This is a genomic window from Pseudomonas sp. BIC9C (assembly GCF_034541995.1).
Classification (GTDB): domain Bacteria; phylum Pseudomonadota; class Gammaproteobacteria; order Pseudomonadales; family Pseudomonadaceae; genus Aquipseudomonas; species Aquipseudomonas fluorescens_CC.
In genome coordinates this window covers 232,430-256,820 of sequence record NZ_JAWDGM010000001.1, presented here as the reverse complement: position 1 = coordinate 256,820, position 24,391 = coordinate 232,430, and the positions used below count along the sequence as shown (strand labels likewise).

Annotated in this window: 26 protein-coding genes; 7 read left to right on the top strand and 19 right to left on the bottom strand. The window is 52.5% G+C overall.

The annotated features are described in order from the left end of the window. The first annotated feature begins 72 nt into the window (after positions 1-72). A complete protein-coding gene (locus tag RS887_RS01270; protein WP_322614096.1) occupies positions 73-609 on the top strand; it encodes a cupredoxin family protein in 537 nt (178 codons plus the stop codon). A gap of 61 nt (positions 610-670) precedes the next feature. Continuing rightward, complete coding sequence (queF, locus tag RS887_RS01265; RefSeq protein ID WP_322614095.1) at positions 671-1,501, top strand: NADPH-dependent 7-cyano-7-deazaguanine reductase QueF; 831 nt, start codon at positions 671-673, stop codon at positions 1,499-1,501. Positions 1,502-1,675: 174 nt separating this feature from the next. Here the strand turns inward: queF and RS887_RS01260 are convergent, their stop codons facing one another. Together RS887_RS01260 and RS887_RS01255 are read right to left on the bottom strand one after the other, a co-directional pair. After that, the gene (locus RS887_RS01260) at positions 1,676-1,939 is read right to left on the bottom strand and encodes a DUF4404 family protein (RefSeq protein WP_322614094.1); all 264 of its coding nucleotides are present in this window, start codon (positions 1,937-1,939) and stop codon (positions 1,676-1,678) included. A gap of 122 nt (positions 1,940-2,061) precedes the next feature. After that, positions 2,062-2,682: an HAD family phosphatase gene (locus RS887_RS01255; protein WP_322614093.1), complete on the bottom strand. Its 621-nt coding sequence runs from the start codon at positions 2,680-2,682 to the stop codon at positions 2,062-2,064. Positions 2,683-2,884: 202 nt separating this feature from the next. Between RS887_RS01255 and RS887_RS01250 the strand changes: the two genes are divergently transcribed. The 3 genes from RS887_RS01250 (at position 2,885) to rssC (ending at position 5,626) form a co-directional block, all read left to right on the top strand. Further along, positions 2,885-3,574 (top strand): VacJ family lipoprotein, encoded by a 690-nt coding sequence (locus RS887_RS01250; RefSeq protein WP_111282233.1) that lies wholly within the window; start codon positions 2,885-2,887, stop codon positions 3,572-3,574. Between the two features lie 388 nt (positions 3,575-3,962). Further along, positions 3,963-5,144: a two-component system response regulator RssB gene (gene rssB, locus RS887_RS01245; RefSeq protein ID WP_322614092.1), complete on the top strand. Its 1,182-nt coding sequence runs from the start codon at positions 3,963-3,965 to the stop codon at positions 5,142-5,144. Then, the gene (gene rssC, locus RS887_RS01240; protein ID WP_007978612.1) at positions 5,144-5,626 is read left to right on the top strand and encodes an anti-sigma factor antagonist RssC; all 483 of its coding nucleotides are present in this window, start codon (positions 5,144-5,146) and stop codon (positions 5,624-5,626) included. Before rssB ends, rssC begins: the two co-directional genes overlap by 1 nt. A 204-nt stretch (positions 5,627-5,830) precedes the next feature. On the opposite strand, the gene tal is transcribed toward rssC, so the two are convergent. Then, positions 5,831-6,757: a transaldolase gene (gene tal / locus RS887_RS01235; RefSeq protein WP_008020657.1), complete on the bottom strand. Its 927-nt coding sequence runs from the start codon at positions 6,755-6,757 to the stop codon at positions 5,831-5,833. Between the two features lie 477 nt (positions 6,758-7,234). Between tal and RS887_RS01230 the strand changes: the two genes are divergently transcribed. Together RS887_RS01230 and RS887_RS01225 are read left to right on the top strand one after the other, a co-directional pair. Next, positions 7,235-7,603, top strand: coding sequence for a hypothetical protein (locus RS887_RS01230; protein ID WP_322614091.1), 369 nt, complete (start codon positions 7,235-7,237; stop codon positions 7,601-7,603). Positions 7,604-7,674: 71 nt separating this feature from the next. Continuing rightward, positions 7,675-8,310 carry a hypothetical protein gene (locus RS887_RS01225; protein ID WP_416339930.1) on the top strand — a complete coding sequence of 212 codons (636 nt, stop codon included), beginning with the start codon at positions 7,675-7,677 and terminating at the stop codon, positions 8,308-8,310. Between the two features lie 35 nt (positions 8,311-8,345). Here the strand turns inward: RS887_RS01225 and RS887_RS01220 are convergent, their stop codons facing one another. The 16 genes from RS887_RS01220 to wecB all read right to left on the bottom strand — a co-directional run bounded on the left by RS887_RS01220 (position 8,346) and on the right by wecB (position 24,215). Beyond that, on the bottom strand, positions 8,346-8,804 hold the full coding sequence (locus RS887_RS01220; protein ID WP_322614090.1) for a mannose-1-phosphate guanylyltransferase: 459 nt from the start codon (positions 8,802-8,804) through the stop codon (positions 8,346-8,348). 218 nt (positions 8,805-9,022) lie between these two features. Next, entirely contained in the window at positions 9,023-9,442 is a 420-nt protein-coding gene (locus RS887_RS01215) for a VanZ family protein (protein ID WP_322614089.1), read from the bottom strand. Beyond that, on the bottom strand, positions 9,439-11,523 hold the full coding sequence (locus RS887_RS01210) for a YjbH domain-containing protein (protein WP_322614088.1): 2,085 nt from the start codon (positions 11,521-11,523) through the stop codon (positions 9,439-9,441). The genes RS887_RS01215 and RS887_RS01210 overlap by 4 nt, the downstream gene beginning before the upstream one ends. Continuing rightward, positions 11,520-12,287 (bottom strand): capsule biosynthesis GfcC family protein, encoded by a 768-nt coding sequence (locus tag RS887_RS01205; RefSeq protein WP_416339929.1) that lies wholly within the window; start codon positions 12,285-12,287, stop codon positions 11,520-11,522. Before RS887_RS01205 ends, RS887_RS01210 begins: the two co-directional genes overlap by 4 nt. Next, the gene (locus tag RS887_RS01200) at positions 12,284-12,943 is read right to left on the bottom strand and encodes a YjbF family lipoprotein (RefSeq protein WP_322614087.1); all 660 of its coding nucleotides are present in this window, start codon (positions 12,941-12,943) and stop codon (positions 12,284-12,286) included. The genes RS887_RS01205 and RS887_RS01200 overlap by 4 nt, the downstream gene beginning before the upstream one ends. A gap of 13 nt (positions 12,944-12,956) precedes the next feature. Next, on the bottom strand, positions 12,957-14,069 hold the full coding sequence (locus tag RS887_RS01195) for a polysaccharide biosynthesis/export family protein (RefSeq protein WP_322614086.1): 1,113 nt from the start codon (positions 14,067-14,069) through the stop codon (positions 12,957-12,959). 88 nt (positions 14,070-14,157) lie between these two features. Continuing rightward, positions 14,158-14,442 carry a hypothetical protein gene (locus tag RS887_RS01190; protein ID WP_322614085.1) on the bottom strand — a complete coding sequence of 95 codons (285 nt, stop codon included), beginning with the start codon at positions 14,440-14,442 and terminating at the stop codon, positions 14,158-14,160. Between the two features lie 273 nt (positions 14,443-14,715). Beyond that, positions 14,716-15,450, bottom strand: coding sequence for a WecB/TagA/CpsF family glycosyltransferase (locus RS887_RS01185; RefSeq protein ID WP_322614084.1), 735 nt, complete (start codon positions 15,448-15,450; stop codon positions 14,716-14,718). A 29-nt stretch (positions 15,451-15,479) separates the two neighbouring features. Further along, complete coding sequence (locus RS887_RS01180; RefSeq protein WP_322614083.1) at positions 15,480-16,502, bottom strand: glycosyltransferase family 4 protein; 1,023 nt, start codon at positions 16,500-16,502, stop codon at positions 15,480-15,482. Then, complete coding sequence (locus RS887_RS01175) at positions 16,492-16,866, bottom strand: hypothetical protein (protein ID WP_322614082.1); 375 nt, start codon at positions 16,864-16,866, stop codon at positions 16,492-16,494. Before RS887_RS01175 ends, RS887_RS01180 begins: the two co-directional genes overlap by 11 nt. 109 nt (positions 16,867-16,975) lie before the next feature. After that, positions 16,976-18,208: a hypothetical protein gene (locus tag RS887_RS01170; protein WP_322614081.1), complete on the bottom strand. Its 1,233-nt coding sequence runs from the start codon at positions 18,206-18,208 to the stop codon at positions 16,976-16,978. A 6-nt stretch (positions 18,209-18,214) separates the two neighbouring features. After that, positions 18,215-19,279, bottom strand: a complete 1,065-nt coding sequence (locus tag RS887_RS01165; RefSeq protein WP_322614080.1) for a polysaccharide pyruvyl transferase family protein — start codon at positions 19,277-19,279, stop codon at positions 18,215-18,217. Positions 19,280-19,281: 2 nt separating this feature from the next. Next, entirely contained in the window at positions 19,282-20,400 is a 1,119-nt protein-coding gene (locus RS887_RS01160) for an FAD-binding protein (RefSeq protein WP_322614079.1), read from the bottom strand. Further along, the gene (locus RS887_RS01155; RefSeq protein WP_322614078.1) at positions 20,393-21,682 is read right to left on the bottom strand and encodes an oligosaccharide flippase family protein; all 1,290 of its coding nucleotides are present in this window, start codon (positions 21,680-21,682) and stop codon (positions 20,393-20,395) included. The genes RS887_RS01160 and RS887_RS01155 overlap by 8 nt, the downstream gene beginning before the upstream one ends. 66 nt (positions 21,683-21,748) lie before the next feature. After that, positions 21,749-23,008, bottom strand: a complete 1,260-nt coding sequence (wecC, locus tag RS887_RS01150) for a UDP-N-acetyl-D-mannosamine dehydrogenase (protein WP_322614077.1) — start codon at positions 23,006-23,008, stop codon at positions 21,749-21,751. Between the two features lie 88 nt (positions 23,009-23,096). After that, positions 23,097-24,215, bottom strand: coding sequence for a non-hydrolyzing UDP-N-acetylglucosamine 2-epimerase (gene wecB, locus RS887_RS01145; protein WP_322614076.1), 1,119 nt, complete (start codon positions 24,213-24,215; stop codon positions 23,097-23,099). Positions 24,216-24,391 lie beyond the last annotated feature (176 nt).

The following is a 24,391-nucleotide window of genomic DNA, read 5'->3' as shown; positions in this document are numbered from 1 at the left end:
TGTCAGGTTGCGGGCAGTGCCGGCAGTTTAGAGTTTTCCGCATGCTGAGCCTTATCTTGTTGGAGTACGACGATGTTTTTACGCAAATCCGTGGCGCAAATCCTGTGTTTGCTGGCGCTGAGTTCACCGGTGTGGGCGGACGCCGGGCATAGCTACGATTTTGGCCAGCCGGCCCCGGCGGCCAAGGCGACCCGCAGTGTCGAGGTGGTCATGGGCGACATGTCCTTCACGCCGCAGGCCATCGACATCAAGGCCGGGGAAACCGTGCGCTTCGTTCTGATCAATAAAGGCCGGTTGTTGCATGAGTTCAATCTCGGGGATGCAGCGATGCATGCCAGACACCAGCAGGAAATGATGCAGATGCAACAGAGCGGCATGCTGATGCCGACCGCCATGAAGGCAATGGACCACGGCGACATGGCCGGCATGGATCACGGCAATATGGATCACGGCATGAAGCATGACGACCCGAACAGCGTGCTGGTGGAGCCGGGCCAGACCGCCGAGCTGACCTGGACCTTCAGCAAGGCCACCAACCTCGAGTTTGCCTGCAACATCCCCGGCCATTACCAGGCCGGCATGGTCGGTAAACTGACTGTCAGTCAGTAAGCACTCAAAGGCGGGAGCAAAGGCTGGTAGAATCCGCTGATTCTTCAGTCAGGTTTCCGCCATGCATCCCGCAGCCGAACACTCGCCGCTGGGCAAGTCCAGCGAATACATCGCCACTTACACGCCGTCCTTGCTGTTCCCGATCCCGCGCACCGCGAAGTGGGCGGAGCTGGGCCTGACGGCGCAAACCCTGCCGTATAAAGGCGTGGACTTCTGGAACTGCTTCGAACTGTCCTGGCTGCTGCCGTCGGGCAAGCCCGTGGTGGCGATCGGCGAATTCAGCATTCCGGCGGATTCGCCGAACATCATCGAGTCGAAGTCGTTCAAGCTGTACCTCAACTCCCTGAACCAGACGCCGTTTGCCGATACCGCGAGCCTTGAGGCAACGCTGGCGAGGGATTTGTCGACGGCGGCCGGCAAGCCGGTGGGTGTGCGCATTCGCAGTCTCAAGGATGTCGAGAGCGAAGGCGTCGTGGCGTTGCCGGGCGTGTGCATCGACGAGCTGGATATCAGCGTCAGCAACTACGAGCATCCACGCCCGGAACTGCTGCGTTGCGATGATTCGCGCATTGTCGAGGAGTGCGTGCACAGCCATTTGCTCAAGTCCAACTGCCCGGTCACCAGCCAGCCGGACTGGGGCAGCGTGGTGGTGGAGTACCGTGGTGCGGCGCTGGATCATGCGAGCCTGCTCGAGTACATCGTCAGCTTCCGTCAGCATTCGGATTTCCATGAGCAATGTGTGGAGCGGATCTTCCTTGACCTGCAGCGGTTGCTCAAACCGGAGAAACTGACGGTGTATGCGCGTTATGTGCGTCGTGGCGGGCTGGATATCAACCCGTATCGCAGTACTGAAACCGTTCAACTGCCGAACCACCGCCTGGTCCGTCAGTAACGCTTTAATGTGGGAGCGGGCTTGCTCGCGAAGGCGGCTTCACATTCAACGACGATGTTGCCTGACCCACCGATTTCGCGAGCAAGCCCGCTCCCACAGGGGATTTGCATTGCCAAACGCAGAAATGAAAGAGCCCTGCTATCGCTAGCAGGGCTTTTTTGCGTCTGGCGGGGTTCAGATTCCCATGTTGGCCAAGGCCTGCCCGATGTTGCGCAGGGTGCCGGCAAGCGTCGGATGTTCGAGTTCGAAGCGCTCGACAGCCAGGTTGACGCCATCGGCGAGGCTGGAATCCGGGATTTTGGTTTCGAGCTCAAGCTTCGACTCGATCTGTACCATCAGCTCGTGAAGCTCGGCGCGTTCGGCATCAGACAACGGAGGATTCTGTTCCAATTGCTCGCGCAGGGCATTGAGCTGTTCTTGCAGTTCGCGGGCAGGCATGGCGTTCTTCCTTCTATCGATAGGCACTGGCATAGACCATGGCGGCACGCCAAGGCGGCGCGCCAAAGGTCTATGGCTGACCTTTAGATTAATCCACTCGCGCGCAACCTGCATGATCTCGGTCAGGGCTTTTCGCCCTTGAGCCGACGCAAGCTGATATCGGCCAGGCAGGTGTCGAGTTCACCGAGGTGATCGATCACCGAATGCACGCCCAGGCCGAACAGTTGCATCGTGGCCTTGGCGCGTTTGATGTCGCGCTCCTGCTGGCTCAACGCCTGCCATTCCTGGGGCGTCAACCCGCACAGCGAGCCGCAGGACGCCAGGCCGATGGTCCACAACCCGGCATTGAGCCCCGCTTGCAGCAAGCGGGGTTCACCGCTCACCAGTACACAACCGTCGAGTCGGTCGACGTTCAGGGTCATCAAGGCCTGCCAGCAGGCATTCGGGGCGGGCCATGGATTGTATGTTTCTGGATGTTGCGAAGGTTTGATCCATTCCGGCAGTGCAGCGGCCAGGGAGTGGCTGAGGGCAGGGGGCAGTTCATCGAGCCAGGCGCAGGGGATTTGCTGGCGCTGCAAGCTGCGCAGGCTATCCAGTGCGCCGGGCGTGGTCTCGGCGTGTTCGGCCGAGTGGCTGCCGTGCCGGTGCGTGTGTGCGCCGAAATCCACCAGGCAGCCGCTGAGGCCGAACAGTATGGCAGTCAGGCTGGGGGCAGTTTGGGGCAAGGCTTCGGCGAGCGGCATGAGGACGTCCCTGAAATAGCCTGAAAGCTAACGGCTGACGGTGACAGTTGAGTGACATGGATGTGAATCGCCCACATTTGGCACGATTCCTTCGGTATGGATTTCGTGCAAAGTGCCTTAAACGGCGATTACGTCTTATACTTGCCAACTTATTGCTTGGGCCAAGCGCCCGAGCCGGTACAAACCAAGGAGTTTTTTTTCTATGCGCTGGAGCAATCATCTAGCCAGGATTTGTGTATGCGCCAGTGTGATGCTGGTTCCGTTCGTTGCCCAGGCAGCCACGGAAGAGGATCCTTGGGAAAGCGTCAACCGCCCGATTTACAAGTTCAACGACGTGATCGACACCTACGCGCTGAAACCCCTGGCCCAGGGCTACCAGTACGTGACGCCGCAGTTTGTCGAAGACGGCGTTCACAACTTCTTCCGCAACATCGGCGATGTGCGCAACCTGGCCAACGATATCCTGCAGGCCAAACCTCGCGCCGCGGGCGTTGATACCGCACGAATCATTTTCAACACCACCTTCGGCTTGCTGGGCGTCATTGATGTCGGGACCAAAATGGGCCTGCAGCGCAATGACGAGGACTTCGGTCAGACACTGGGCTACTGGGGTGTCGGCAGCGGCCCTTACGTGATGCTGCCACTGCTGGGGCCAAGCACCTTGCGTGATGCGCCGTCCAAGTACGTCGACAGCTATACCGGTGCTTATCGTTACGTCAACGACGTGCCTGTGCGTAACTCGTTCTTTGCCCTGGACATCATCGATACCCGTGCCAACCTGCTGTCGAGCGAGAAGCTGATCACCGGCGACAAGTACACCTTCATTCGTAATGCGTACCTGCAGAACCGTGAATTCAAGGTGAAAGACGGTCAGGTGGAAGACGATTTTTAACGTCGACCGGTAAATTGAGAAGGCGGCCATCAAGGCCGCCTTTTTTGTCTGCGAAGACCCGCATGCGGTTGAAATCGCGCTTTTCACTGCAGGCCCGACCGGTTTGACTCATGGGTTCGAACCTTTCATTGGGTTACGGATTTGTCTGTTCTTATAACTCTCGGTGATTTGACAAATAAAGACGTCAAGCGACCATCGGCGTGAGCTTGAAACGCCCCGCGGATGGGAGTACCGTCTGCGCCTTAGAAGGGCACCTCTGGTGAACATGTGTGTAGGGCAAATGCCCGAAAGCGGTGCGACAGAGAGGCTAGAAAGCGAATCCAGTAGTCAGTGCCGGGCCAAAGTCCCCGCCTGCTACGCCAACCTAATTCTGGCGCCGTTTGCCCACATGCCAAAAACCAGTGCCACGCTGCTGATAATCGATGATGACGAAGTAGTGCGCGCGAGCCTCGCCGCCTATTTGGAAGACAGTGGTTTCAGCGTCTTGCAGGCCAGCAATGGTCAGCAGGGTCTTCAGGTATTCGAGCAAGACAAGCCCGACTTGGTCATCTGCGATCTGCGCATGCCGCAGATGGGCGGACTCGAACTCATCCGCCAGGTCACCGAGCTGTCGCCGCAAACGCCGGTGATTGTGGTTTCGGGTGCGGGCGTGATGAACGACGCGGTCGAAGCCCTGCGCCTGGGCGCAGCGGACTACCTGATCAAGCCTCTCGAAGATCTGGCCGTGCTCGAGCACTCTGTGCGCCGGGCCCTGGATCGTGCGCGCCTGTTGCTGGAGAACCAGCGCTACCGCGAGAAGCTGGAGAAGGCCAACCGCGAGCTCGCTGCCAGCCTGAACCTGCTCCAGGAGGACCAGAACGCCGGTCGCCAGGTGCAGATGAACATGCTGCCGGTCAGCCCATGGGCCATCGACGAGTTCAAGTTCGCTCACCAGATCATCCCGTCGCTGTACCTGTCGGGTGATTTCGTCGACTACTTCCGGGTCGACGAGCGCCGGGTAGCCTTTTACCTGGCGGACGTTTCCGGTCATGGTGCCTCTTCAGCCTTCGTCACCGTGCTGTTGAAGTTCATGACCACGCGCTTGCTGTTCGAATCCAAGCGCAGCGGCACCTTGCCGGAATTCAAGCCTTCAGAGGTTCTTGGTCATATCAACCGGGGCCTGATCAGTTGTAAGCTGGGTAAACACGTCACAATGGTCGGTGGAGTCATCGACGAGGAGACCGGTTTGTTGACCTATAGCATCGGCGGTCATCTGCCGTTGCCAGTGTTGTACACGCCAGACAGTGTTCGATATCTGGATGGGCGTGGTCTGCCGGTGGGCCTTTTCAACGAAGCCACCTACGAAGACCACCTGCTGGAACTGCCACCGACGTTCAGCCTGACGCTAATGTCCGATGGCATTCTGGACCTTTTGCCAGAACCCACACTCAAAGAAAAAGAAGCGGCGTTGCCCCAACGGGTCAAGGCGGCGGGCGGCACCCTGGATGGGTTGCGGCAGGTTTTTGGATTGGCCACGCTAGGGGAGATGCCGGATGATATCGCCCTGTTGGTGTTGAGCAGGAATCTTTGATGAGTACCGGTAGAATCCAGTTCGCCGAGCAGGATGGCACCTTCGTCCTGAAGTTCGTCGGTGAAGTTCGCCTGACCCTGTGTTCGGCGTTGGATGCGACTATTGAGCGGATCTTCAGCGCGTTGAATTTCAACGCGATCGTGATCGATCTGACCGAAACCCGCAGCATCGACAGCACCACGCTTGGCCTGCTGGCCAAGCTGTCGATCCTGTCGCGGCAGAAAGTCGGCCTGCTGCCGACCGTCGTCACCACCCACGAAGACATCACGCGGCTACTGCAGTCCATGGGCTTCGAGCAGGTGTTCAACATCGTAGACAAACCTGTACCGTGCCCGGAATGCCTGGACGACCTGCCAGACCAGGATCAGTCCGAAGAAGTGGTGCGGATCAAAGTGCTCGAAGCGCACAAAATCCTCATGGGCCTGAACGACACCAATCGCGAAGCCTTCCATGACCTGGTGAATGCGCTGGAGCGGCACTGATTTCCTGAAGTGATGTGGGTCTGACAGGCCCCCATCGCGAGCAAGCTCGCTCCCACAGGTTCTTCGTTCAGCACACGACCTCAGCCATCCCGCAAATCCCTGTGGGAGCGAGCTTGCTCGCGATGGCGTCCTGACAGTCACCAGGCACATGCAAAAAAGGGCGAACCTGTGAGGGTTCGCCCTTTTTGCGTTGGCTGTCAGCTGTTACAGCTTGGCCTGCAACAACGCCTCGAGCTTCTCCTGATCCCGCGCGAACTGACGAATGCCTTCAGCCAGTTTTTCGGTCGCCATCGCATCTTCGTTGGACAGCCAGCGGAACTGCGATTCGTTGAGGCTCAGGCGCGCTTCACCGGCATGGCCCGGCACCAGTTTGCGCTCCAGCTTGCCGGTATCCGCTGCCAGCTTGTCGATCAGGTCCGGGCTGATGGTCAGGCGGTCGCAGCCGGCCAGTTGTTCGATCTGGCCCAGATTGCGGAAGCTCGCCCCCATGACCACGGTCTTGTAGTCATTGGCCTTGTAGTAGTTGTAGATGCGCGTCACCGACTGCACGCCCGGATCATCCGCGCCGGTGTAGTCGTTGCCGTTGGCTTTCTTGTACCAGTCATAGATACGGCCTACGAACGGCGAAATCAGGAACACCCCTGCATCGGCACAAGCGGCTGCCTGTGCGAAGGAGAACAGCAGGGTCAGGTTGGTCTGGATGCCTTCCTTTTCCAGGATTTCGGCAGCGCGGATGCCTTCCCAGGTGGATGCGATCTTGATCAGTACGCGGTCGCGGCCGATGCCAGCCTTGTCGTACAGCTCGATCAGGCGATGCGCGCGCTTCAACATGGCGTCAGTGTCGAACGACAGGCGGGCATCCACTTCGGTGGAAATGCGGCCCGGGATCACTTTCAGGATTTCTTGCCCCACGGCCACGCCAAAACGGTCGCTGGCCAGGCCGACATCGCCCTTGCAGTCTTTGACGCAGGCGTTCAGCAGCTCGGCATACGCGGGAATGGCCGCGGCCTTGAGCAGTAGCGAAGGGTTGGTGGTGGCGTCCACGGGTTTAACGCGAGCGATAGCTTCGAAGTCGCCGGTGTCGGCAACTACGGTTGTCATTTGTTTGAGTTGTTCCAGCTTGGAAGTCATGAGCGTGCTCTGTCCTATGGGTCTGATGACATTACCCGAGCGCTGACAGCCACTCAAGGGCGTGTATGTGTATCGACGGCCCCTGCGGCAACAACCTGAAAACGGCTGTTTGAAAGGTGGGGCGCGGTATCGATGAATAGGATGCCAGGCAGGCTCACAGGTTCAACTGATCTGACGGCTAACGCCTTGCAATCAGATCACCTGGCGCCTGAATCCTCTGATAACTCTCGCGTCACCTTGCATGTAATTACCGATATCGTTGAAGTCTATAGCGTTCGATTGCGGGCTCAATAATTGTTATAAAAAGTCGATTAATACCTTGGCCAAGTTGGTCTTTGCACTAACAAGTGTAATGTTATCTGGCAGAGGTTTTGATCGTTAGAATACGTCCAGTACATATGTGGAATAAAGTGTAGTGTGATAATTGCGAATATGTGTTTGTAGCAATAACTTCACAACGTGAAGAGGAATATGTTTTTGGATGCGTTTGATGATTTGATGCTTGGCTACGCACTAAAAAAACTGACCGGCGTGTTTGAAGAAATCACGGAGGTTTCGAAAAGCACCGCTTCGGACAAGGCGACCTGCGTGCTGGGTATCGGACAATCCAAAAACGCCAAAAAAGTCCCCGTCTGGTTGGCACGTCTGAGAGTCAACACCCCTTATCAAGTCACGCATGTCCTGATCGATCAGATGCACGCCTCTCGAAAACTCAACCGCGACCTGCGCTTCGCGGCACAAGCTGCCTTGCTGGAAGCCCTGATAGAGGACGGACTGGCAATGCACATCGCGAGTTATTCAATGGTTATCGTAGAAAATCGTCTGAAGTGCTTTTCGGATCGATGAGCGTTGCATCTACTGAACACGCACCCAGTGTCCATGACACTGGAAAATTGCATGAGGCGTGAGGAAGTAGATTGGTCTCAAAACTGTACATCACACAATACGCCGGAATCACCGTCATGCTTCCAGCGGCCATGGTCGTCGCGGGTTGGTTATGGTGCACGGCATCCAGAAAACTCGCCCTCTTATGGCTAGGCGTACTGTTCGTAGCCTATTTCGTCGTAGGTATCAGTAAAGTGCTGTTCAAAGGCTGGGGGATCGGCCTGGAAAGCCTGGATATCGCGGTCATCAGCGGCCACGCCATGAACGCCTGCCTGGTGTCGACCGTTGTGTTGAGTTTGCTATTGCGCCAACTGGATCATCGTCTTCGATGGCTGGCACTGGGGGCGGGGCTGCTGTCGACCTGGTGGTTCAGCGTCCAGTATGTCGGGCAGACGATTCATCCTCTGCCGGAAGCCATTGCCGGGGCAGTGGTGGGGTCAGCCGCGGCGTGCGTATTTCTTTTCAGACTGGAGAGAAAGGAAGTCCGCAAAATTCCCCGGACGGCCCTCATGCTGGGGCTCGCGATTATCATGCTGAGTACGAGCATTCCAAAATATACGGCTGAGAGGCTCTTGAACTCTTTTGCAGTAACTCTTTCGGGGGCAGAAAAGGCATTCATGCAGCCTCACTGGCGCACTTCCGGTGAGTCATCAAGATCAAGGTTGTAGATTTTTCTTCGATCGTGAGTTCTGGCGAAGTGGCGTCACCAGCACTCACGACTATTTTTGTCTTCGATCCGATCCAGCAGCTCTGCAGTCTTTTTCTGCATCAGTGCAACATCGCCTCGACTCTCAACCTTCAACAGGATCTCGCTCTCCGATGGGCAGATCCTGAAGCGCCATTCAGCGAACGTCAGGCTTAGGCCGTCACTGTCATCCACATCCAGTGCATCATTGGCATACAGGGTTCGCAAGTGCTCGAGTACCGCAACGGGATTACCGACCCTGCGCCGAATATCACCCGAGGAAGGAAAGAGCCCAATGCGCTCCACCAACAACTTTGGCTCCGGGGTGATAGTGGAGGGAGCACTTTCGTAGGTCCGCAACCAGGCCATCAATCCACTGTTGCCCTCGGTGAACTTCTGCCCCAAAACCATATTGCCCGGTGCAAAAGGGTCCAGCGATTTATAGCCAGCGTCGATCGGTGATCTGGAAGCGTTCATGGTGGTCTGCCTTGCAAAAGATTGATGGCCGCTCAGAAGCGCGGCACCCAAGAGCTGAAAAAATTCCGTTTACAGGCCTTTCTTGTACAAATTCTCACAACAGAAATGGGTCGCGTCGATTCAGTGCTTTGATGTTTGCAGGCGTGTTCTCGCTATGCTCTTGGACGAAGCCATAGTCTTGAGTGTCCGGGAACTCAGTGGACTGTTTGACTGGCTACTTAACGGTTTCGCTCTGTAAGGCGATGCATTCCACCGAGAGCTTCTGACTGCTTGCCCGACCAATGACGCATCCAGCGCCACGCCATCAAGCCGCTCAACACACCGACGGCATTCGCCAAGGCGTCGTAAGGTGATGCCGTGCGCAGCGGCATCAGTCCTTGTGCATACTCGATCAGGATCCCCGTCAGCAGACAAGCCAGGGCGATCCAGCGCACGTTGACTCGCGGGAAGGCCAGCCGGCAACTAAACGACAACGCGAAAAAACCTATCAAGTGATGCAGCTTGTCTTCCTGGGCAAAGGCTTCGGGAATGGGTTGCGCGCGCAACCCGGCTGCCAGCAAGACCACGCCAACGCTGATGAAAAACAGCGTTCGTATCCATTGGGGAAGCTTTGTAACGCCCAGGAATAACGAACTCATTCGGTGATTTTCTCAAAGTTTTTATAGAACGCATCTTTGTCGCGGCCATCGGTCATGGTGTGCAGCGAATACTGGCGGTTGAGACGCGCGCCACCATCGCGAGTCAGCGGAGCCCAGACCAGGCTGGCGCGACGCATCGTGGAAACACTCATCAACTCGTCGAAGGGGACCGAGATATAGATACCTTTGTCGAAGCTACCCTCGCCGAACTCTTCTGAAGTGGCCGTGGTGCGGGTGACCCAGCCACCGAACTTCACGCCGTTACTGAATTCATGCGACACATCAAACGTGGCACCCCAATCGCGCGCCAGGTAGCGTCCGACACTGACCGCCGCCTGCAAATCGAACGGCAGTTCCGTATAGGTGGTGATATGACCGGTCACGGTCTTGTACCCGCGCAGGCCAAACCCCTGGTCAAACTCACGCTGGCGTACATAGTTCAAGTCAGCACCCAAGGCCCAGCGCTCGCCCATGGGGCGGTACAGCAATTCACCACCGACCCCGGCGAACATTGACTCCAGATAGCCGCCATACACCATGCCATACAAGTCTTGATCCAGTTGCTTGGCGTGGTTGAGCTGAAATGTCGGCATCGTTACATCGGAGGTGATGACGTACTTGCGCAAATCGGTCCGCACTCGGGGCAGGTTGCTCGGCGCGTCGTACTTGAACTTGTCGAAGTTGTTCAGGAGATTGGTGCTGATGACCGCGCTCGTCCACGTACTGCGGGTAAAGCGGTATTCTGCGTCCACATCAGCGGTCAACTGGTACAGCAAACCGTCAGGGCCGCCAATGTTTTGCTTGTAACCCAGGCCGATACCATAGGTAAAGCGCTCGAGGGCCTGGGTGTACAGCGTGTTTTCAATGTGTGGCGTGGCCCGGTTCACTTCGGTGGTGCGGTGCAGGTCTGTAAGGTCTTGCCGGTTGTTCACCACTTCCCGGAAGGTTTCGCGGGGCACACTGGTTTCTTCAACTGGCATGTCGTAACGCTTGTTCACCAGCGTGAACCAGTCGATTTCGTCATTCGCGCTGTTGTCCAGAATCCGGCTGGCCCGGCCAACGCCTTTGGCTGAGTAGAAGTAGCGCGACTGCTCGCCATACACAATCAGCTCGGAATCGCGCTGAGCAATGCGTTCGACCTTGTAACCTGCGTTGTTTTCCAGTCGTTTGGAAACTCCGGCCCAGTCGACCTGATCGAGCGGCGTAGTCGGCGCCTGTGCCGGCAGCGCTTCTACAGCGGGGTCGTAGCGCTTGGCCGGCGCCTTGCGGCTGGCGAAATTGGTATGAAAAGTGATGCCGAACAACGCGGTATTGCCGCGCTCCCAACCAGCGGTCAAATCGACAGAGTCACTCAGTTTGAAGACCGCCCCGATGTTGATGGGCGAGTCCTGTTTCTGGCTACTGTCCAGCGGCTCGTGCTTGTAGTCGTTACCGTCGAACTCGAGTTTCAGGCTCAAGGGCGACCAGGGCGTCTGATAGGCCACGCCGCCAAACAACGCGGGCGAGCCGCGAAAATACGAGCCGGTATTGACGTTGCCCGCGTCCGCGCCCGTGTTTACCGGGCGTGTATCAAAGCGCTCATCGAGGTACCCCAAGGGGTTTTCGAAATCCCCGCGGTTGCCGATGTAGCCCCAGGCAACGCCCAGGCTGAAATCCAGGTCGTAGTAACGTTTGTTCGCCACAAAGTATTCGCTGGAAAACAGGCCGGTACCCCCGACATCGCGAAAACCGAGCGCGACTTCGGGCAGCCAATGGCTTTCTTGCCAGAGGCGGGCTTTGACATCGACCGCCTTGTCTTTATAGCTCTGGTCGCCACTGAGTGCCTCGACCCCGTATTTACGGTTGCCGATGGCGGTATAACGGAAAGTGCCTTCCAGCCAATCAAGGGGCTGTAGTGAAATGCTATAGCGTGAATATGGGTCGGTCCGGTTGGCGTTCAGGCTGAATTCGCCGGCGGGTGCCATCCGTGCGGTGGGGGTTTGCAGCAAACCCACGCCACCGAAATCATTCTGGGTAAAACGCGGCTCTCCATGAGCCAGGCTGTAGGGCAACAACACTACGGCGGCAAAACGTAACTTCAAGGGGCCACCTCGGGCAGCGGTTGGGTGGCGAGAAACTGGGCAAGCTGCTCGTTCAAATCGGGTGTGGGCAGATCCGGATCATCGTTTCGCACAGGTACCAGGATTGTGCTGCCGGCGGCGGCAATCACTCCGTCTTCGCGGTTCCAGGCGGCGATACCGACACGCTGGACCTGGCCATCGGGCTGAATCAACCACAGGTAATCGGCATCTGCGTCGGTCACCGGCAGACAGCTTTCGAGATATTCATGGGCTGGCTGCAGGGCGCGATAAGGCAGCGTGCAGGGCTGTTCAACTGCGCCGAGGACTGTGACCGTAGTCGGGCGTTGGGGGTAAATCAGCTGGTCGCCGTCATTGAGCGGGTAATTGCGGGCGAACGCGACCTCCAACGCCACGGGGTCGAGCACCGCGACTTTTCGGCCGGTAACGGGTAGTCGGCTGACCTCTTCAAACAGGCGCGCAGCCAGGGCTGCAAGGCTGCTTTTTTCTTCCAGCAAGGCGCCACGTTGCAGCAATTTCAGATCGAACAGCACGCCAGCTTTAAGGCGGGTTTGCTGCTCCAGCAGTGGCTGATGCAGCCAGGCGGCGGCCAGCCAGTAACTTTCGGCGTTCGGGCGTGCGTGGCTGACGGCATCGAGCAAGCGTGCACCCGGCACGAACGCGAAGGATCCGGCGTTCAGTACATCACCCGTGACGGTGACAGCGGCCTGAGTCATCGCAGAACTTGCCAGCAACAGGCAAGCCGACAGCATTTTCGAATATCTCACCGAGCCGCCTCCCGATCAGGGCGCAATTGCACAATCTTCAAGAACAGTTCCGGCGTGAGATGTTGTTCGCTCTGCAGGATCAAGCCATCGTCAGGCCTGACCCAAAAACGGTTGGTGGCCTTGAAGCCCAGCTCGGGTATGTCGACGCGTTCGTCTATGCGCAGCAGCGCATAGTCCTTGTCGAGGATGGTGACGGTTTCGATGTCTTGTCGGCTGAAACGACTGTTGACCGCCAGTCCGACCCGCGGACCCTGATAGACATCAATCCAACGGGTACTGCTGTAACCGTCGGGCAATCGCTGCAAGCCAAGCTTGAACGGCGACTCGCCGTCGAAGCGCGTGCCATCGAGATTGATGCCCAGGCCGACCGTGCGCACGACCAGGCCGTCGCGCATCAACAACACCTGCTTGCCGGAGGCGACCCAGAACTCCAGGTCGTCCTGCTGGCGAAGCTTCGCCAACACACCTTCGCTGGAGTCCGTGGTGACCTTGATCTGCGCATAGGGCACGGCCTCCACTTGCGCCGCAGTCACTTCCAGCGGCCGGACGCCCAATGCGGTGGTTTTAAAGGTGTCCAGGGACGCCTGCATCAACGGATTGCAGCCACACAGCAGTAAACCCACCGCCAGGCATGAGCTGTTACGCAAAGTTTTCAAAGCGGCTCAAACCTTATCGACTGCTGGCTTCACTGAGATTGTTTTGAGCCGCTGCTCCGGTACCCAGGATAGTGGCCGAGGGCAGCAACTGGCTGATCAAGCGGTTCCAGCGGGTCACGCCTGCAGGGCCGACGTAGACAATGTCCTGGGGTTGCAGATCGAAGCGGCTGGCGAGAGCAAAGGCGGTAGGCGATTCGGCGTCGAGTTGAAAGACTTTTGCCGGCTCGGTTTCAAGGTTTTCGGCGCCTCGAATGACATACAGGGCATTGCCGTTGGACGTGGTCTGGTTCAGTCCACCGACCGTTCCGACCGCATCCGCCAGATTCATCCGGTTGATTTTGAACGTGAGCGCCCGAGGCTGGTTGACCTCACCCATGACGTAGATCTTCTTGCGGTCGTTGTAGGGCAGGTACAACTGATCGCCGTCTTTCAAATAGACGTTATGCAGCAGCGAGCCTTTGCTGTTGAGCGAGTCCAGATCCAGCGGGTACTCCCGACCGTCCCGGGTCAGCGTCAGGCCGGCAAGGTCGGCATTCAACGGGTCGACAGTCGCGGTACCCATGGCCTCGACGACACTGAGCGGTGAAGTGGTGATGGGCTGTTGACCGGCCTTCAAAATCGCGCCGGAAATAACCACTTTTTGACTGGCAAACCGCAAGACACTCAAGTCAACCTGGGGGCTGTCGACGAATTGTGTCAGGCGCTCGGCAATAAAACCGCGAAGCTCCTCGATGGTTTTACCTGCGGCGTGAATATTGCCGATAAAGGGGTAAAACATGGTGCCGTCCGGGCGTACCAGGCGACCGTTCGCATCAATTTGCTGTTGCGCCCCCGATGGCGCAGTCAACTCGGGATGGTCCCACACAGTGATGTACAACACATCATTGGCGCCAATCCGGTAAGCCCCCGGCTTGTACGCCAGCAACTCGGCGGGCACCGAGGCTTGCACTTTTGTCGCCGCGTTCTGGGCAATCAGTTTGGGCGTTATCGGAATCAACTCGATCCGACTGCTTTCCGGTGAGCCATCTCGGCCGACCTGGCTGGTATCCAGGTGTTGACCAGGTGAGAACATACAGCCTTGCAGGGCTATACCTGCAAGCACAGCGAGCGACAAACTACGAATCATGATTGAGGACACTTGTGGAGGGAACACGTCAGAACGGAACCACCCGGATTGCTCCGGGTGGTAGAAGGCTATCGACCTCGCGGTGCGCTTAGCGTGTACCGGTGGTGCCGGTAGTGCCGGTAGTTCCGCCGCCATTGTTGTTGCTGCTGCCACCACTGGATGACAGGGCAGCAGCACCGGCGATAACCGCCGCGCCGATGCCGAGAGCAGTCCCTGTGGTCAGGCTGCCCACGAGAGGGGTGTTCAGATTCAAAGGCGCGTTTTCTGCGGGTTTTGCAGGTGTGCCTGGTGCAGAAGACGCTGCGGGAGGCTCAGCGGCCAAAACGGAGGCACTTAAAGAAAGCATTAGGGCTGAAGCAAGTAGTTTGGTCATAGTGGATTCCTTTTTGATGCATCGTCGGTATTGGCGGTAAAACTAAGAAGCGAGCGTGCTAGGCCAAAAACTCTGAGCGTCCATTAACGTTAAGGATAGTATTGATTCGAGCTCGATGAGAGTGGACCTTTAGGTCATTCCTCAGCGAGATTTATCCCGCGATTATTGCCCTAAGAATACCTGTGTAGGACGCTCGACAGGTCTGACGTTTTATAACGCGTCAATCACGATTTCTAACATTGCTTGGCCACGCCACGAGTACGGCAATGATATTCAAGACCGCTTAAGCTTTTCTTTGATGAGCAACCAGGCGAACTTGCTGTTGGTGGTCAAGTAGCGCTTCCACATCCTGCCGGGTTCCTGGATAACACGGTACAGCCATTCCAGCCCGTAATTCTGCATCCATTGCGGCGCGCGCTTTACCTTCCCCGCGACCACATCGAACGTTCCGCCCACCCCCATGACAAAGGTGACCCCCAACTGATCGCGCCAGCGGTTGATAAAGTTTTCTTTCATCGGCGAGGTGATGGCGACGAACAACAACTGCGCCCCTGAGGCCCGAACCTTTTCGACCAGTGCGGCTTCGTCATCCCAGAAATACCCGTGGTGATACCCGGCGACTTTCAGCCCAGGGTAAAGCGCCTTCACCTTGCTGGCGGCGGTGGAAACGACGTCGTCCTTGGCGCCTAACAAAAACACCGAAAATTGGTTGGCCGCGCTCATCTCCAGCAATTCATGAAACAGGTCGACGCCTGCGACGCGTTCGGGCACTGAGTGGCCGAGAAAGCGTGCTCCCAAAACGACACCCATCCCATCAATATTTACAATATGACAGCTATTAACAGATTCCCTTAGCTCTAAATCAGACTGGGCGTTGACGACTTTTGCAACGTTTATCACACAATGCTGAGTAAATTTTTTTCCTTTAATTCGATTTTTAATATAGCTAACAGATTCGGACATTGAGATGGAATTGGCTTTCATGCCAAAAATGACCAGTGGATTCACTTTGGTTACCTGCACTATTAATTGTATAATTAAGTCGAGCTTGTCTGGAGTTGACGTTTTAGAAATAACCGGTGGCTATTAAGAAAACGCTCAAGTCCAAACTTTTCAAGTACATAAGCTTTTCGCTTTTCAATTAATTCAATGTTCTGGATTTTAGGTGGCGAGGTTATGGCTGACTTGAGAGCTAAAGAGAAACTTTCTGGAGCGTGTACATTGAAAGCGAATGAGATGGGATCGCTTGAACATATTTCACGGAGAGCGGGAATGTCCGAGAATAATAAGATTTTACCCTGATATATCGCTTCAATGGCGATGAGCCCAAAGCCCTCTTCAAGAGAAGGGATTATAATGATTGGTGTATCTATAAGGCACGAGTAAGGGGCTTGTTTGTAACCCAAAAAAGCGACATTGATTTCAGGTGGCAATGCTGAAGCCTGCCTGGAAAGCTTGTCCAGTTCGGGACCTTGACCTATTATTTTGTACTGAAGGGGTAGCTCGTTGTTTTTCGCAAACCGCTCCAGTAGTCTCATGGCTTTATCGAACCCCTTCCATGTATGTAGTCCTCCAATGGACCCTACTCTTAACGGCGAAGTGAGGGGCGGAGGGGACTGGATATAATCGCCTCCCATATACGGGTTATAAATCACTTCGATTTTAGAGGGAGAAATGCCAAGTTCAACTAAGTAATCTCTTACTGATCTTGAAACTGCGATATATTCTCTGCACTTGAAAGTGCTGAATAGCCAGTTACCAGTCCGATAATGTGCGTGTCCATAAAAAACGGTACGTACATTTAGAGCGTTAAATAAAAATACAAATGGTAAAAAACATCGGCTGTGTATATAGACCACCTTGGGCGGTTTTGCGAATGTCTGTAACGATAGGTATAGAATCCACCTGATCTTTTTTGGCAAAAATTTCGTCAGCATACCCCCGGCACTTAGTTTGCTGAATACTTGAACGGATCTGCTATTTAACAGATCAAGAATACGCTGTGCCCCGCCTCGTGTAGGATCAGGATCATTAATTAAATGCCAAACGCTATAATTCATATAATTCTTTTTCATGTTGCTGAAGAGCCGCTCGCGATTGGTTTGTGCCGAAAATTAATGAGTTTTCAAAACTTTTTGAACAAACAGCCTGTGCTGATACAAAGACTCTGCCATTTAGCCAAATGGGGCCGAATATTAAGGAGTTAGCACCTATGAATATACTGCCGCAGATAACAGGCTGAGTAAAAATTCTTTCTCCAATGACTTCAGATCTGCCAAGGTTCCCGCCTATAGTAACGCCCTGCATTATCTTCGCAGTTCCGCTAAGTTTCACATCTTTACCTATGACAATCATCATTGGATGTGGTAGGTACAGTGCGCCATAGAGTTCTGCTCGATGATCGATGTCAACCTTAAATGCCAAAAAATTCAACCACCAGATAATTCTTGGTAGTACCGGGATCTTGAATTTATATAGTGAATGAGAAAGTCTATAAATGGTTGTGCATACAAAAGATGGCGAGAGAACGCATTTAATGCTGTGGGACTTTACTTTTCCAGTTTTGTGGTAACAAATTAGTTCGATATCTCGCTTGAGAAGATGAAAAAGGTTGAGGTTCATAGGCAATTCTTCTCATGTAGAAGTAGTATGGCATGTACATCCAAAACTTAAGTGTTGGATAGAAAGCTAGGCAGGCAATAAATAAAATAATGCCACCTCTTATATGGAATTCGCTACGTGGGCATTTTAAAAATAATCGTATAGAGTCCCAAAGCAAAATTATCAGGCCAATGATTCCAAGTTCGAATAGGAATACAGGTGTTTCACTACCATCGCGCGCGTCGGCATCAATGTCATACACCAATACTGAAAGCCGGTTCTTCACTGCGATTGTTCCCCAGCTGCCTAGCCCATGACCAATTAATAAATCCTCATAGTTTTTTGCTGAGTAAAAATCAATTACTCGGGTAATTGGAATCCATCGTGACGCTTGATTAAGAACACTCTCATCATCGCTTTTTTGATTGATTGCGCCTCTAAATGAAAATACCCCGGCTAAAACTGAAATCATAAGTACAGAAACGAGTGCTCCTTTTGTTGGGGATTTCTTCATCAAAGGGAATGTATATATAACTACCAGGATGGCAATTGTCGTAAGTGAGCCGTTCAAAATCATAGTTATTACAGTGGCAAGAAAAAGTACCTTGTTTTCTTTTATGAAGGCAATGATGTTGGTTTTAATTAGTAGTAGTGTGTTAAATGCGAAGGTTATAGCGAACCAATTTGGCTCAATGAAAAAGCCACGCAGGCGGAACGAAACAGACGAGCCTTTTTCATAGTGTTCCGCGTTGATAAAACTTAATTGAATCCCGAAAAGCTTAAAGCTTAGATATTGGCCGATACCCGTTATGACCATAAAGATCTGGAAATAATGCAGTAATTTTCCGTCTAGAAATTTAAAGGTGTTGGCGCAATAAATCATTACATTGGTTGCTATGATTAGGTAGGTGAGGATCGACAAAAAACCTGGTTCACTAAAGTAGATGCCATTTAAAAAGCAATACCCGATAAATATAGAAAAGCTGTAGTCTCTTCTTAATGGTCCTAATATTTTATTTGGGGACGTAAGAAAAAACATAACGTTAGTCAATAGTATTGCGCAAATACCTATGTGAAGCTGCACTCCAATATTTAACTTAAGCAGGGAGTCGAAAGCAAAAGATAAATATATTATGAAGGCCCAGGTTTTTAAGTCTAATCTCATTTTGACTTACCTTAGCGACTCAAGCAGAAATTGCTTAGAGGCATGTACAACTGATTCTAACTTTTGGCTTACTTCGCTGTAGTTAATAGCTTGTTTGTCGTACCTTACATCTTTCGTATCGTTGGCGCACCGACTCATTAACCCTACCCTGTTCAAAAGGGTTGTTTGGCGTGCGTTCAGATTTTTAAGTATGTGGGGTATAAATATGAATTGTTTTTCAAGGTTTATTGAAAAAGCAGTTCCGTGAAATGAGTTTGTAATAACGAAGTCCGCATTTTTAATAAAGGATACCCATTCGCCTGGGGAGATATCTAGTATATTAATGTCTGCAGAGTTGATGTGTTTTGCGCCAATGTGAATGACCGGAATATTCGTGGTTTTTTTGAGTTCTGTCACCGCATCTTCATATCTAGCTAACATTTCCCCAGAGCCAACAACGTAGCTTAAGATGTACTTTGTAGCTGGAATTCTCTGTTGATCATACACGTCGGTATAGTCTTTGATCAGAAGCGAGGGGTCAACGACAACCGTTAAGCGGGTATTATCGATCATGCCTTCTAGATCGGAAGCTAGTGTTTCTTCGCGCGCTCCTATTGCATAAAACTTTGATGTTAGCTCCTTAACCTCGGAGGTGTGATCATGAACTCGTATACTACCTGCACTGGCAGCATACGCAATTCTACGGGTTTCAGCGGGCACAAAGTCCAAGAAAAAAGCTTTATCGAATTTTCCACCGGTCAGACGGTAATTCCATATTTGATCGCTGCCACATATGAATGCATCGCCATCGCATATTTTCGATATGGATTTGGAAGAGAAATACCTGTTCTTGGTTAGCGGTAAGTGCTTTGAAGAGAAAGCGCTGAAAGCGAGGATTTTCTTTAGCTTCTCGATGCTTTTCTTAATTCCCTTTGCCGGTCGATATGTTTGAAACATAAAGTATGTTGGCATGTAGTCGATTATTTCTACCTCAAAATTTGAAGAGCGTAGAAATTTTGCAAGTGCATATGCTTGTAGAGCAGCACCATAATTTAATGCTTTTTGAAATGTGATGACATAGACTTTTTTCATGATTATTCCGCAACTATAACTACTTCTGGTTCAATTTTTAATTGAAACTTTTGAGTGACGCTAGATTGAACTAGTAATGAGAAATTCAATATTTCTATAGAGGACGCCTGGCCATGATTTAATATTACAAGTGGTCGATTTTTATCGATGCTTACGTTACCTATTCTGCGTCCAGCCCATCCGCATGACTTAATTAAATCACCTGCCGAAACCTTCAGGTGAGAGTCTGAATCTTCATATGTTTTAATGGCGGGATCAATCAGTTTTATTCTTGCTGCTTCTTTTTGTTCTACTACCGGACTTTTAAAAAAACAACCATTATTGCCTATGTTTTTTGGGTCGGGCATGGTTTTCTTTCGGATGTATTTGACCATGACTCTTTTTATCGTAGGGCTTATTATGCTTAGCCCCAAGAATTGTCTAAGGTACTCAAAGTTTACTTTGAGCTTCCATGAAGTCGAAGTGCCGATGCGAATTGATTTTAATATCAGCAAGACTGCAAGAACTGCCTCTTTAACCACAACGGCGGCACAAGGCAGTAAGCTCCTGTTGGCAAAAAGCTGGGTAAAAGGCTTTGGCATAAGTATGAATTCTACGGATAACACCAGAAGCTCAGGTCGACGTTTGAAAATGCTTTGACGATATGAAAACTCACACTCTTGGTTGCTGAGCGTGAGGAACGTATGATTTTTCAAATCGTAGCAGTTTACATTGGCTATGAGTTCGCTAACTTCCGCTCCATAAGCACCAATGTTTTGTACCGGAGATGCTCCTACACTACCAGGAATTGAAGTTAAGTTTTCCAAACCTTGCCAGCCATGCTTTATGGTGATGGCTACAAACTCATCCCAGTCTAAACCTGCATCGCTGCGCACAATTATGCGCTGTTTAGACTTTTCTATAATTTCAATTTTTTGCGATTTTGGTTGAATAACCACTCCGCTGAATTCGCAGGGTAATAGAATATTACTGCCGCCGCCAAGAATTAAGTAGTTGTCACCTAAATTATAGTTTTTAAGTTCGGATAGTTCTTCATCTTTGGTGAAGCTGAAATATTTATCGGTGACGCTTTCAACCTGGAATTTGTTTAAATGTCTCAGGCTAAATTTTGACTTAAACATTTTTACTCCTCGAGAAACGCAGTCCTTTTAGCATTAGGTTAACAAGGCTGTTGTTCTGTATTTTAAAGATGTAATGATAGGTGGGCATCACGCCGTGGGCCATGTAGTTTGCAAGGGCCAAGCCGCAAACCGTAGATATAGCAGCTCCTTCTATACCCAGAACCGGGATTAACAAAAAATTCATTATTAAATTGATCGAGCAGGCGCCAACACTTTTAATAAAGGTTTTTCCTTGTTTGTCATCGGCAACAATCAACTGGCCAGACGCAGCGCCTAATGAGATAAGGGCAGGGCATGCAGACAATATATATGCTGAATGAATTGCCTCTTGGTATTCTGTGCCGTAAAGATAGGGTAGGCCCCATCCCACGCAGACAAGCATTAATGCGGACATCGCCAATCCAATGAAAATAATGATGTCCGAAAACTTCTGTCTCGCCTCGTCGGAGTTTACGAGTTTTTCATTTCGAAAGATTTTAGGGGCAAGGGATTCAGAGATAACCATTGGGGCAAGAGAAAAAAGCAGCATGAGCGTCGTCGCACTACTGTAGAGTCCAGTTGCATACTCTCCAAGAGTTGTTTTGATAATTATCAGGTCGGCTCTCTGAAACAGAATCATTGCTGCCCCAGAAAAAACCAAAGGAGCAGATGAGTATGATAATTGTTTTGCTATTTTAAAGCTTGACTTTAGTTTTTCTGGATTTTGTTTTTTATAAAGTGCGATAAAAAATATCGAGATAAAAAGAAAATCCAATGATCGTGCAAATAGTACCCATAATAAATTTAATTGAAGGGTGGAAACTGTGATCATTGCTGAGATACTTATAATCGATGATATCGCTTCGCATTTTGCGATCGATTTATTGTTTTCATTTGATATGAGTTGGGATCTAAAAGCTCTGGGTATTTTATAGATAAACATAAGCGAATAGATCAATAGCCCAGAGGCAATCAATCGATCGGACTCTGTTAGTGTATAAAGCCAAATTCCTAGTATTCCAATTGCAGCAAAAATGAAATTGGCAGTAAGCGCGGAGCCCAATATAACCTCTTTGGGGTGCGCTCCCGAAGATAGCTCTTTTACAAGAACACTTTGCAGTCTGAATTCGGCGATGATTGCAACTATAGAGGTTACCCCAATAATAAAGGCAAACCGTCCAAAGTCTTCTGGGCCATAAAATCTTGCGACTATTATGCTCGCTACAATTACTTTGGTTCCTTCGAGCCCCTTGGCTAATAAAGCAAATAGTTGATTGGGTGATAGTAGGTCTTTGAACTTCATTTGCCAGGTGCCCGAAGGTTGAATCAGTGAGCTTTACTTTAGTGTGCGCGATGTCACGAGTATTAGTTACTGCCAGAGGCCGCGGGTGTCGACATGGATTTTATCAGGTGTTTTTGACATCTCTTTGAATTCTTTGTGGTTCACTAGTAGTACCAGTACATCCGCTTCATTTATGGCGCTTTGAATGCTGGTGAGACTGGTTTTTTCACTTAGACTACTTGGTAATTCAACGATGTTTGGCTCGATCGCAAGTACCGGGCCGGGGTGTGCAGCGATAATTCGGTGGATAATTTCAATTGCCGGACTTTCCCGCAAATCATCAATATCCGCCTTGAACGCCAAACCAAAGCAAGCAATTGTCACTTCCCGAGCAGTCTTATTCGGATTGGTTTGCAAGAACTCGGCGACCGCCAGTTTGACTTTGTCGATTACCCATTGTGGCTTGCTGTCATTCACTTCCCGGGCGGTACGGATCAGGTGTGCCTGTTCCGGTGTTTTGCTGACGATAAACCAGGGATCAACAGCGATGCAGTGTCCGCCTACGCCTGGACCAGGCTGCAGGATATTTACCCTTGGGTGGCGGTTAGCCAGACGAATCAGTTCCCAGACGTTGACGTCCAATTTGTCGCTAATCATCGAGAGTTCGTTGGCGAAGGCGATGTTCACGTCGCGAAAGCTGTTCTCGGTGAGTTTGCACATTTCCGCAGTGCGGGCGTTGGTGACGATGCATTCGCCTTGGACAAAAATCTTGTAGAGGCTGATGGCTAACTCGGAGCACTTGGGAGTCATACCACCGATAACACGGTCGTTCTGCACCAGTTCGCGCAGCACATGGCCGGGCAGTACGCGTTCCGGGCAGTGGGCAATGCGGATGTCGGAGTTTTCACCGTGGGTTTGCGGAAAGCTCAGATCCGGGCGAGCTTCGGCGAGCCAGGCGGCCATCTGTTCGGTAGCGCCGACCGGGGAGGTCGATTCCAGAATGACCAGGTCGCCTTTCTTCAACACCGGCGCGATGTTTTTACTGGCCGATTCGATGTAGCTCAGGTCCGGTTCATGGTCGCCCTTGAACGGTGTGGGCACGGCAATCAGAAAAGCATCGGCGGGCTCCGGCCGAGTGGTGGCGCGCAGGTAGCCTTCAGTCACGGCGGCATGCACCACCATGTCCAGGTCTGGCTCAACGATATGAATCTGACCGCGGTTGATGATATCGACCGCATTTTGATTGACGTCGACGCCGATCACTTGTTTTTTGCGCGAAGCGAAGACAGCCGCAGTGGGCAAGCCGATATACCCGAGACCAACGACGGAGATGGTTTTGAAAGGCATGGGACGTCCTTGAATGGTGATGTGTAGATACGTTTTTCAAGCGAGATAACAGCCGGGCAGAGCAACGGCTGTTAATTAAGAGAGGGGGTTAACGAACGAGCAGCGCCTCGATGATGCGCTGGCAGGCGTTACCGTCGCCGTAAGGGTTATGGGCGCGACTCATTGTTTGGTAGGCGGCTGTATCGATGAGCAAACGGTTCAACTCGCGGGCGATATCGGCGGTTTCGGTGCCGACCAGTTTTACGGTGCCTGCGGCAACAGCCTCTGGCCGTTCTGTGGTATCGCGCATCACCAGCACGGGTTTGCCCAGTGACGGCGCTTCCTCCTGGATGCCTCCGGAGTCGGTCAAGATGATATGCGCGCGGCTCATCATGTGGACGAAAGGCAGGTAGTCCAGGGGCTCGATCAGGTAGATGTTGTGAATGCCGGTCAGGAGTCGATTGACCGGCTCGCGCACATTGGGATTGAGGTGCACGGGATAGACGATATCAACCTCTGGATGTTGCTGGGCAACCTCCATCAGCGCCTGACAGATGCGCTCGAAGCCATCACCGAAACTTTCCCGACGATGGCCTGTAACCAGGATCAGTTTTCGAGACGGGTTCAGAAAGGCTGCCGGTGCAGAAGCTTGGGCAAGCAGTGCCTGGTCCTGATCGAGACGTTTGACCACATCCAGCAGGGCGTCAATCACGGTGTTGCCCGTGACGACGATCGTGTCTGGAGCAACGCCCTCGCGCAGCAGATTGGCTTTTGACGTTTCGGTTGGCGCGAAGTGCAGGTTGGCCAGCGCCCCCGTGAGTTTACGATTGCCTTCTTCCGGCCACGGAGAGTAGAGGTTACCCGTGCGCAAACCGGCTTCCACGTGCGCAACCGGAATCTGCTGGTAGTAGGCCGCGAGGCTGGCAGCAAAGGTGGTGGCGGTATCACCGTGAACCAGTACGATATCGGGTTTGAATTCTGCCAGGACTTTTTTCAGCCCCAGTAGGATCGCGCTGGTCACATCGGTCAGGTCCTGGCCGGGTTTCATGATGTTCAGGTCGAAGTCCGGCTCAATGGCAAACAACCCCAACACTTGATCGAGCATTTCACGGTGCTGGCCGGTGACGCAGACTTTAGCCTCAAAGCGTTCATCTGCCGCTAGTGCCAACGCAAGTGGAGCCATTTTAATGGCCTCAGGACGGGTACCAAAAATGCATAGGGTCTTCATAGGGCGATCCATTGCTATGTTCGTAACTAAAGGAGGAGAGATGTTTGGACTGACATAACAAATGTCGTTTCAGATCAATGTTGTATAAAAAAACTGCGGCCAGGTTTTATTGGTCCAGAAAAATACGCCGAATTAACGGATAGCCCTCGACGAGGGGCAGCACGAATTTGTTTTTT

Coding starts and splice junctions, on each gene's coding strand:
- RS887_RS01170 (WP_322614081.1), bottom strand. CDS start 18,208: ATGAGATTAGACTTAAAAACCTGGGCCTTCATAATATATTTATCTTTT.
- tal (WP_008020657.1), bottom strand. CDS start 6,757: ATGACTTCCAAGCTGGAACAACTCAAACAAATGACAACCGTAGTTGCC.
- RS887_RS01255 (WP_322614093.1), bottom strand. CDS start 2,682: ATGCCGCTCGCCGAAGCCTTGCCCCAAACTGCCCCCAGCCTGACTGCC.
- wecB (WP_322614076.1), bottom strand. CDS start 24,215: ATGAAGACCCTATGCATTTTTGGTACCCGTCCTGAGGCCATTAAAATG.
- RS887_RS01215 (WP_322614089.1), bottom strand. CDS start 9,442: ATGAGTTCGTTATTCCTGGGCGTTACAAAGCTTCCCCAATGGATACGA.
- wecC (WP_322614077.1), bottom strand. CDS start 23,008: ATGCCTTTCAAAACCATCTCCGTCGTTGGTCTCGGGTATATCGGCTTG.
- rssC (WP_007978612.1), top strand. CDS start 5,144: ATGAGTACCGGTAGAATCCAGTTCGCCGAGCAGGATGGCACCTTCGTC.
- RS887_RS01220 (WP_322614090.1), bottom strand. CDS start 8,804: ATGAACGCTTCCAGATCACCGATCGACGCTGGCTATAAATCGCTGGAC.
- queF (WP_322614095.1), top strand. CDS start 671: ATGCATCCCGCAGCCGAACACTCGCCGCTGGGCAAGTCCAGCGAATAC.
- RS887_RS01270 (WP_322614096.1), top strand. CDS start 73: ATGTTTTTACGCAAATCCGTGGCGCAAATCCTGTGTTTGCTGGCGCTG.
- RS887_RS01155 (WP_322614078.1), bottom strand. CDS start 21,682: ATGAAGTTCAAAGACCTACTATCACCCAATCAACTATTTGCTTTATTA.
- RS887_RS01180 (WP_322614083.1), bottom strand. CDS start 16,502: ATGAATTATAGCGTTTGGCATTTAATTAATGATCCTGATCCTACACGA.
- RS887_RS01190 (WP_322614085.1), bottom strand. CDS start 14,442: ATGACCAAACTACTTGCTTCAGCCCTAATGCTTTCTTTAAGTGCCTCC.
- RS887_RS01250 (WP_111282233.1), top strand. CDS start 2,885: ATGCGCTGGAGCAATCATCTAGCCAGGATTTGTGTATGCGCCAGTGTG.
- RS887_RS01260 (WP_322614094.1), bottom strand. CDS start 1,939: ATGCCTGCCCGCGAACTGCAAGAACAGCTCAATGCCCTGCGCGAGCAA.
- RS887_RS01160 (WP_322614079.1), bottom strand. CDS start 20,400: ATGTTTAAGTCAAAATTTAGCCTGAGACATTTAAACAAATTCCAGGTT.
- RS887_RS01195 (WP_322614086.1), bottom strand. CDS start 14,069: ATGATTCGTAGTTTGTCGCTCGCTGTGCTTGCAGGTATAGCCCTGCAA.
- RS887_RS01165 (WP_322614080.1), bottom strand. CDS start 19,279: ATGAAAAAAGTCTATGTCATCACATTTCAAAAAGCATTAAATTATGGT.
- rssB (WP_322614092.1), top strand. CDS start 3,963: ATGCCAAAAACCAGTGCCACGCTGCTGATAATCGATGATGACGAAGTA.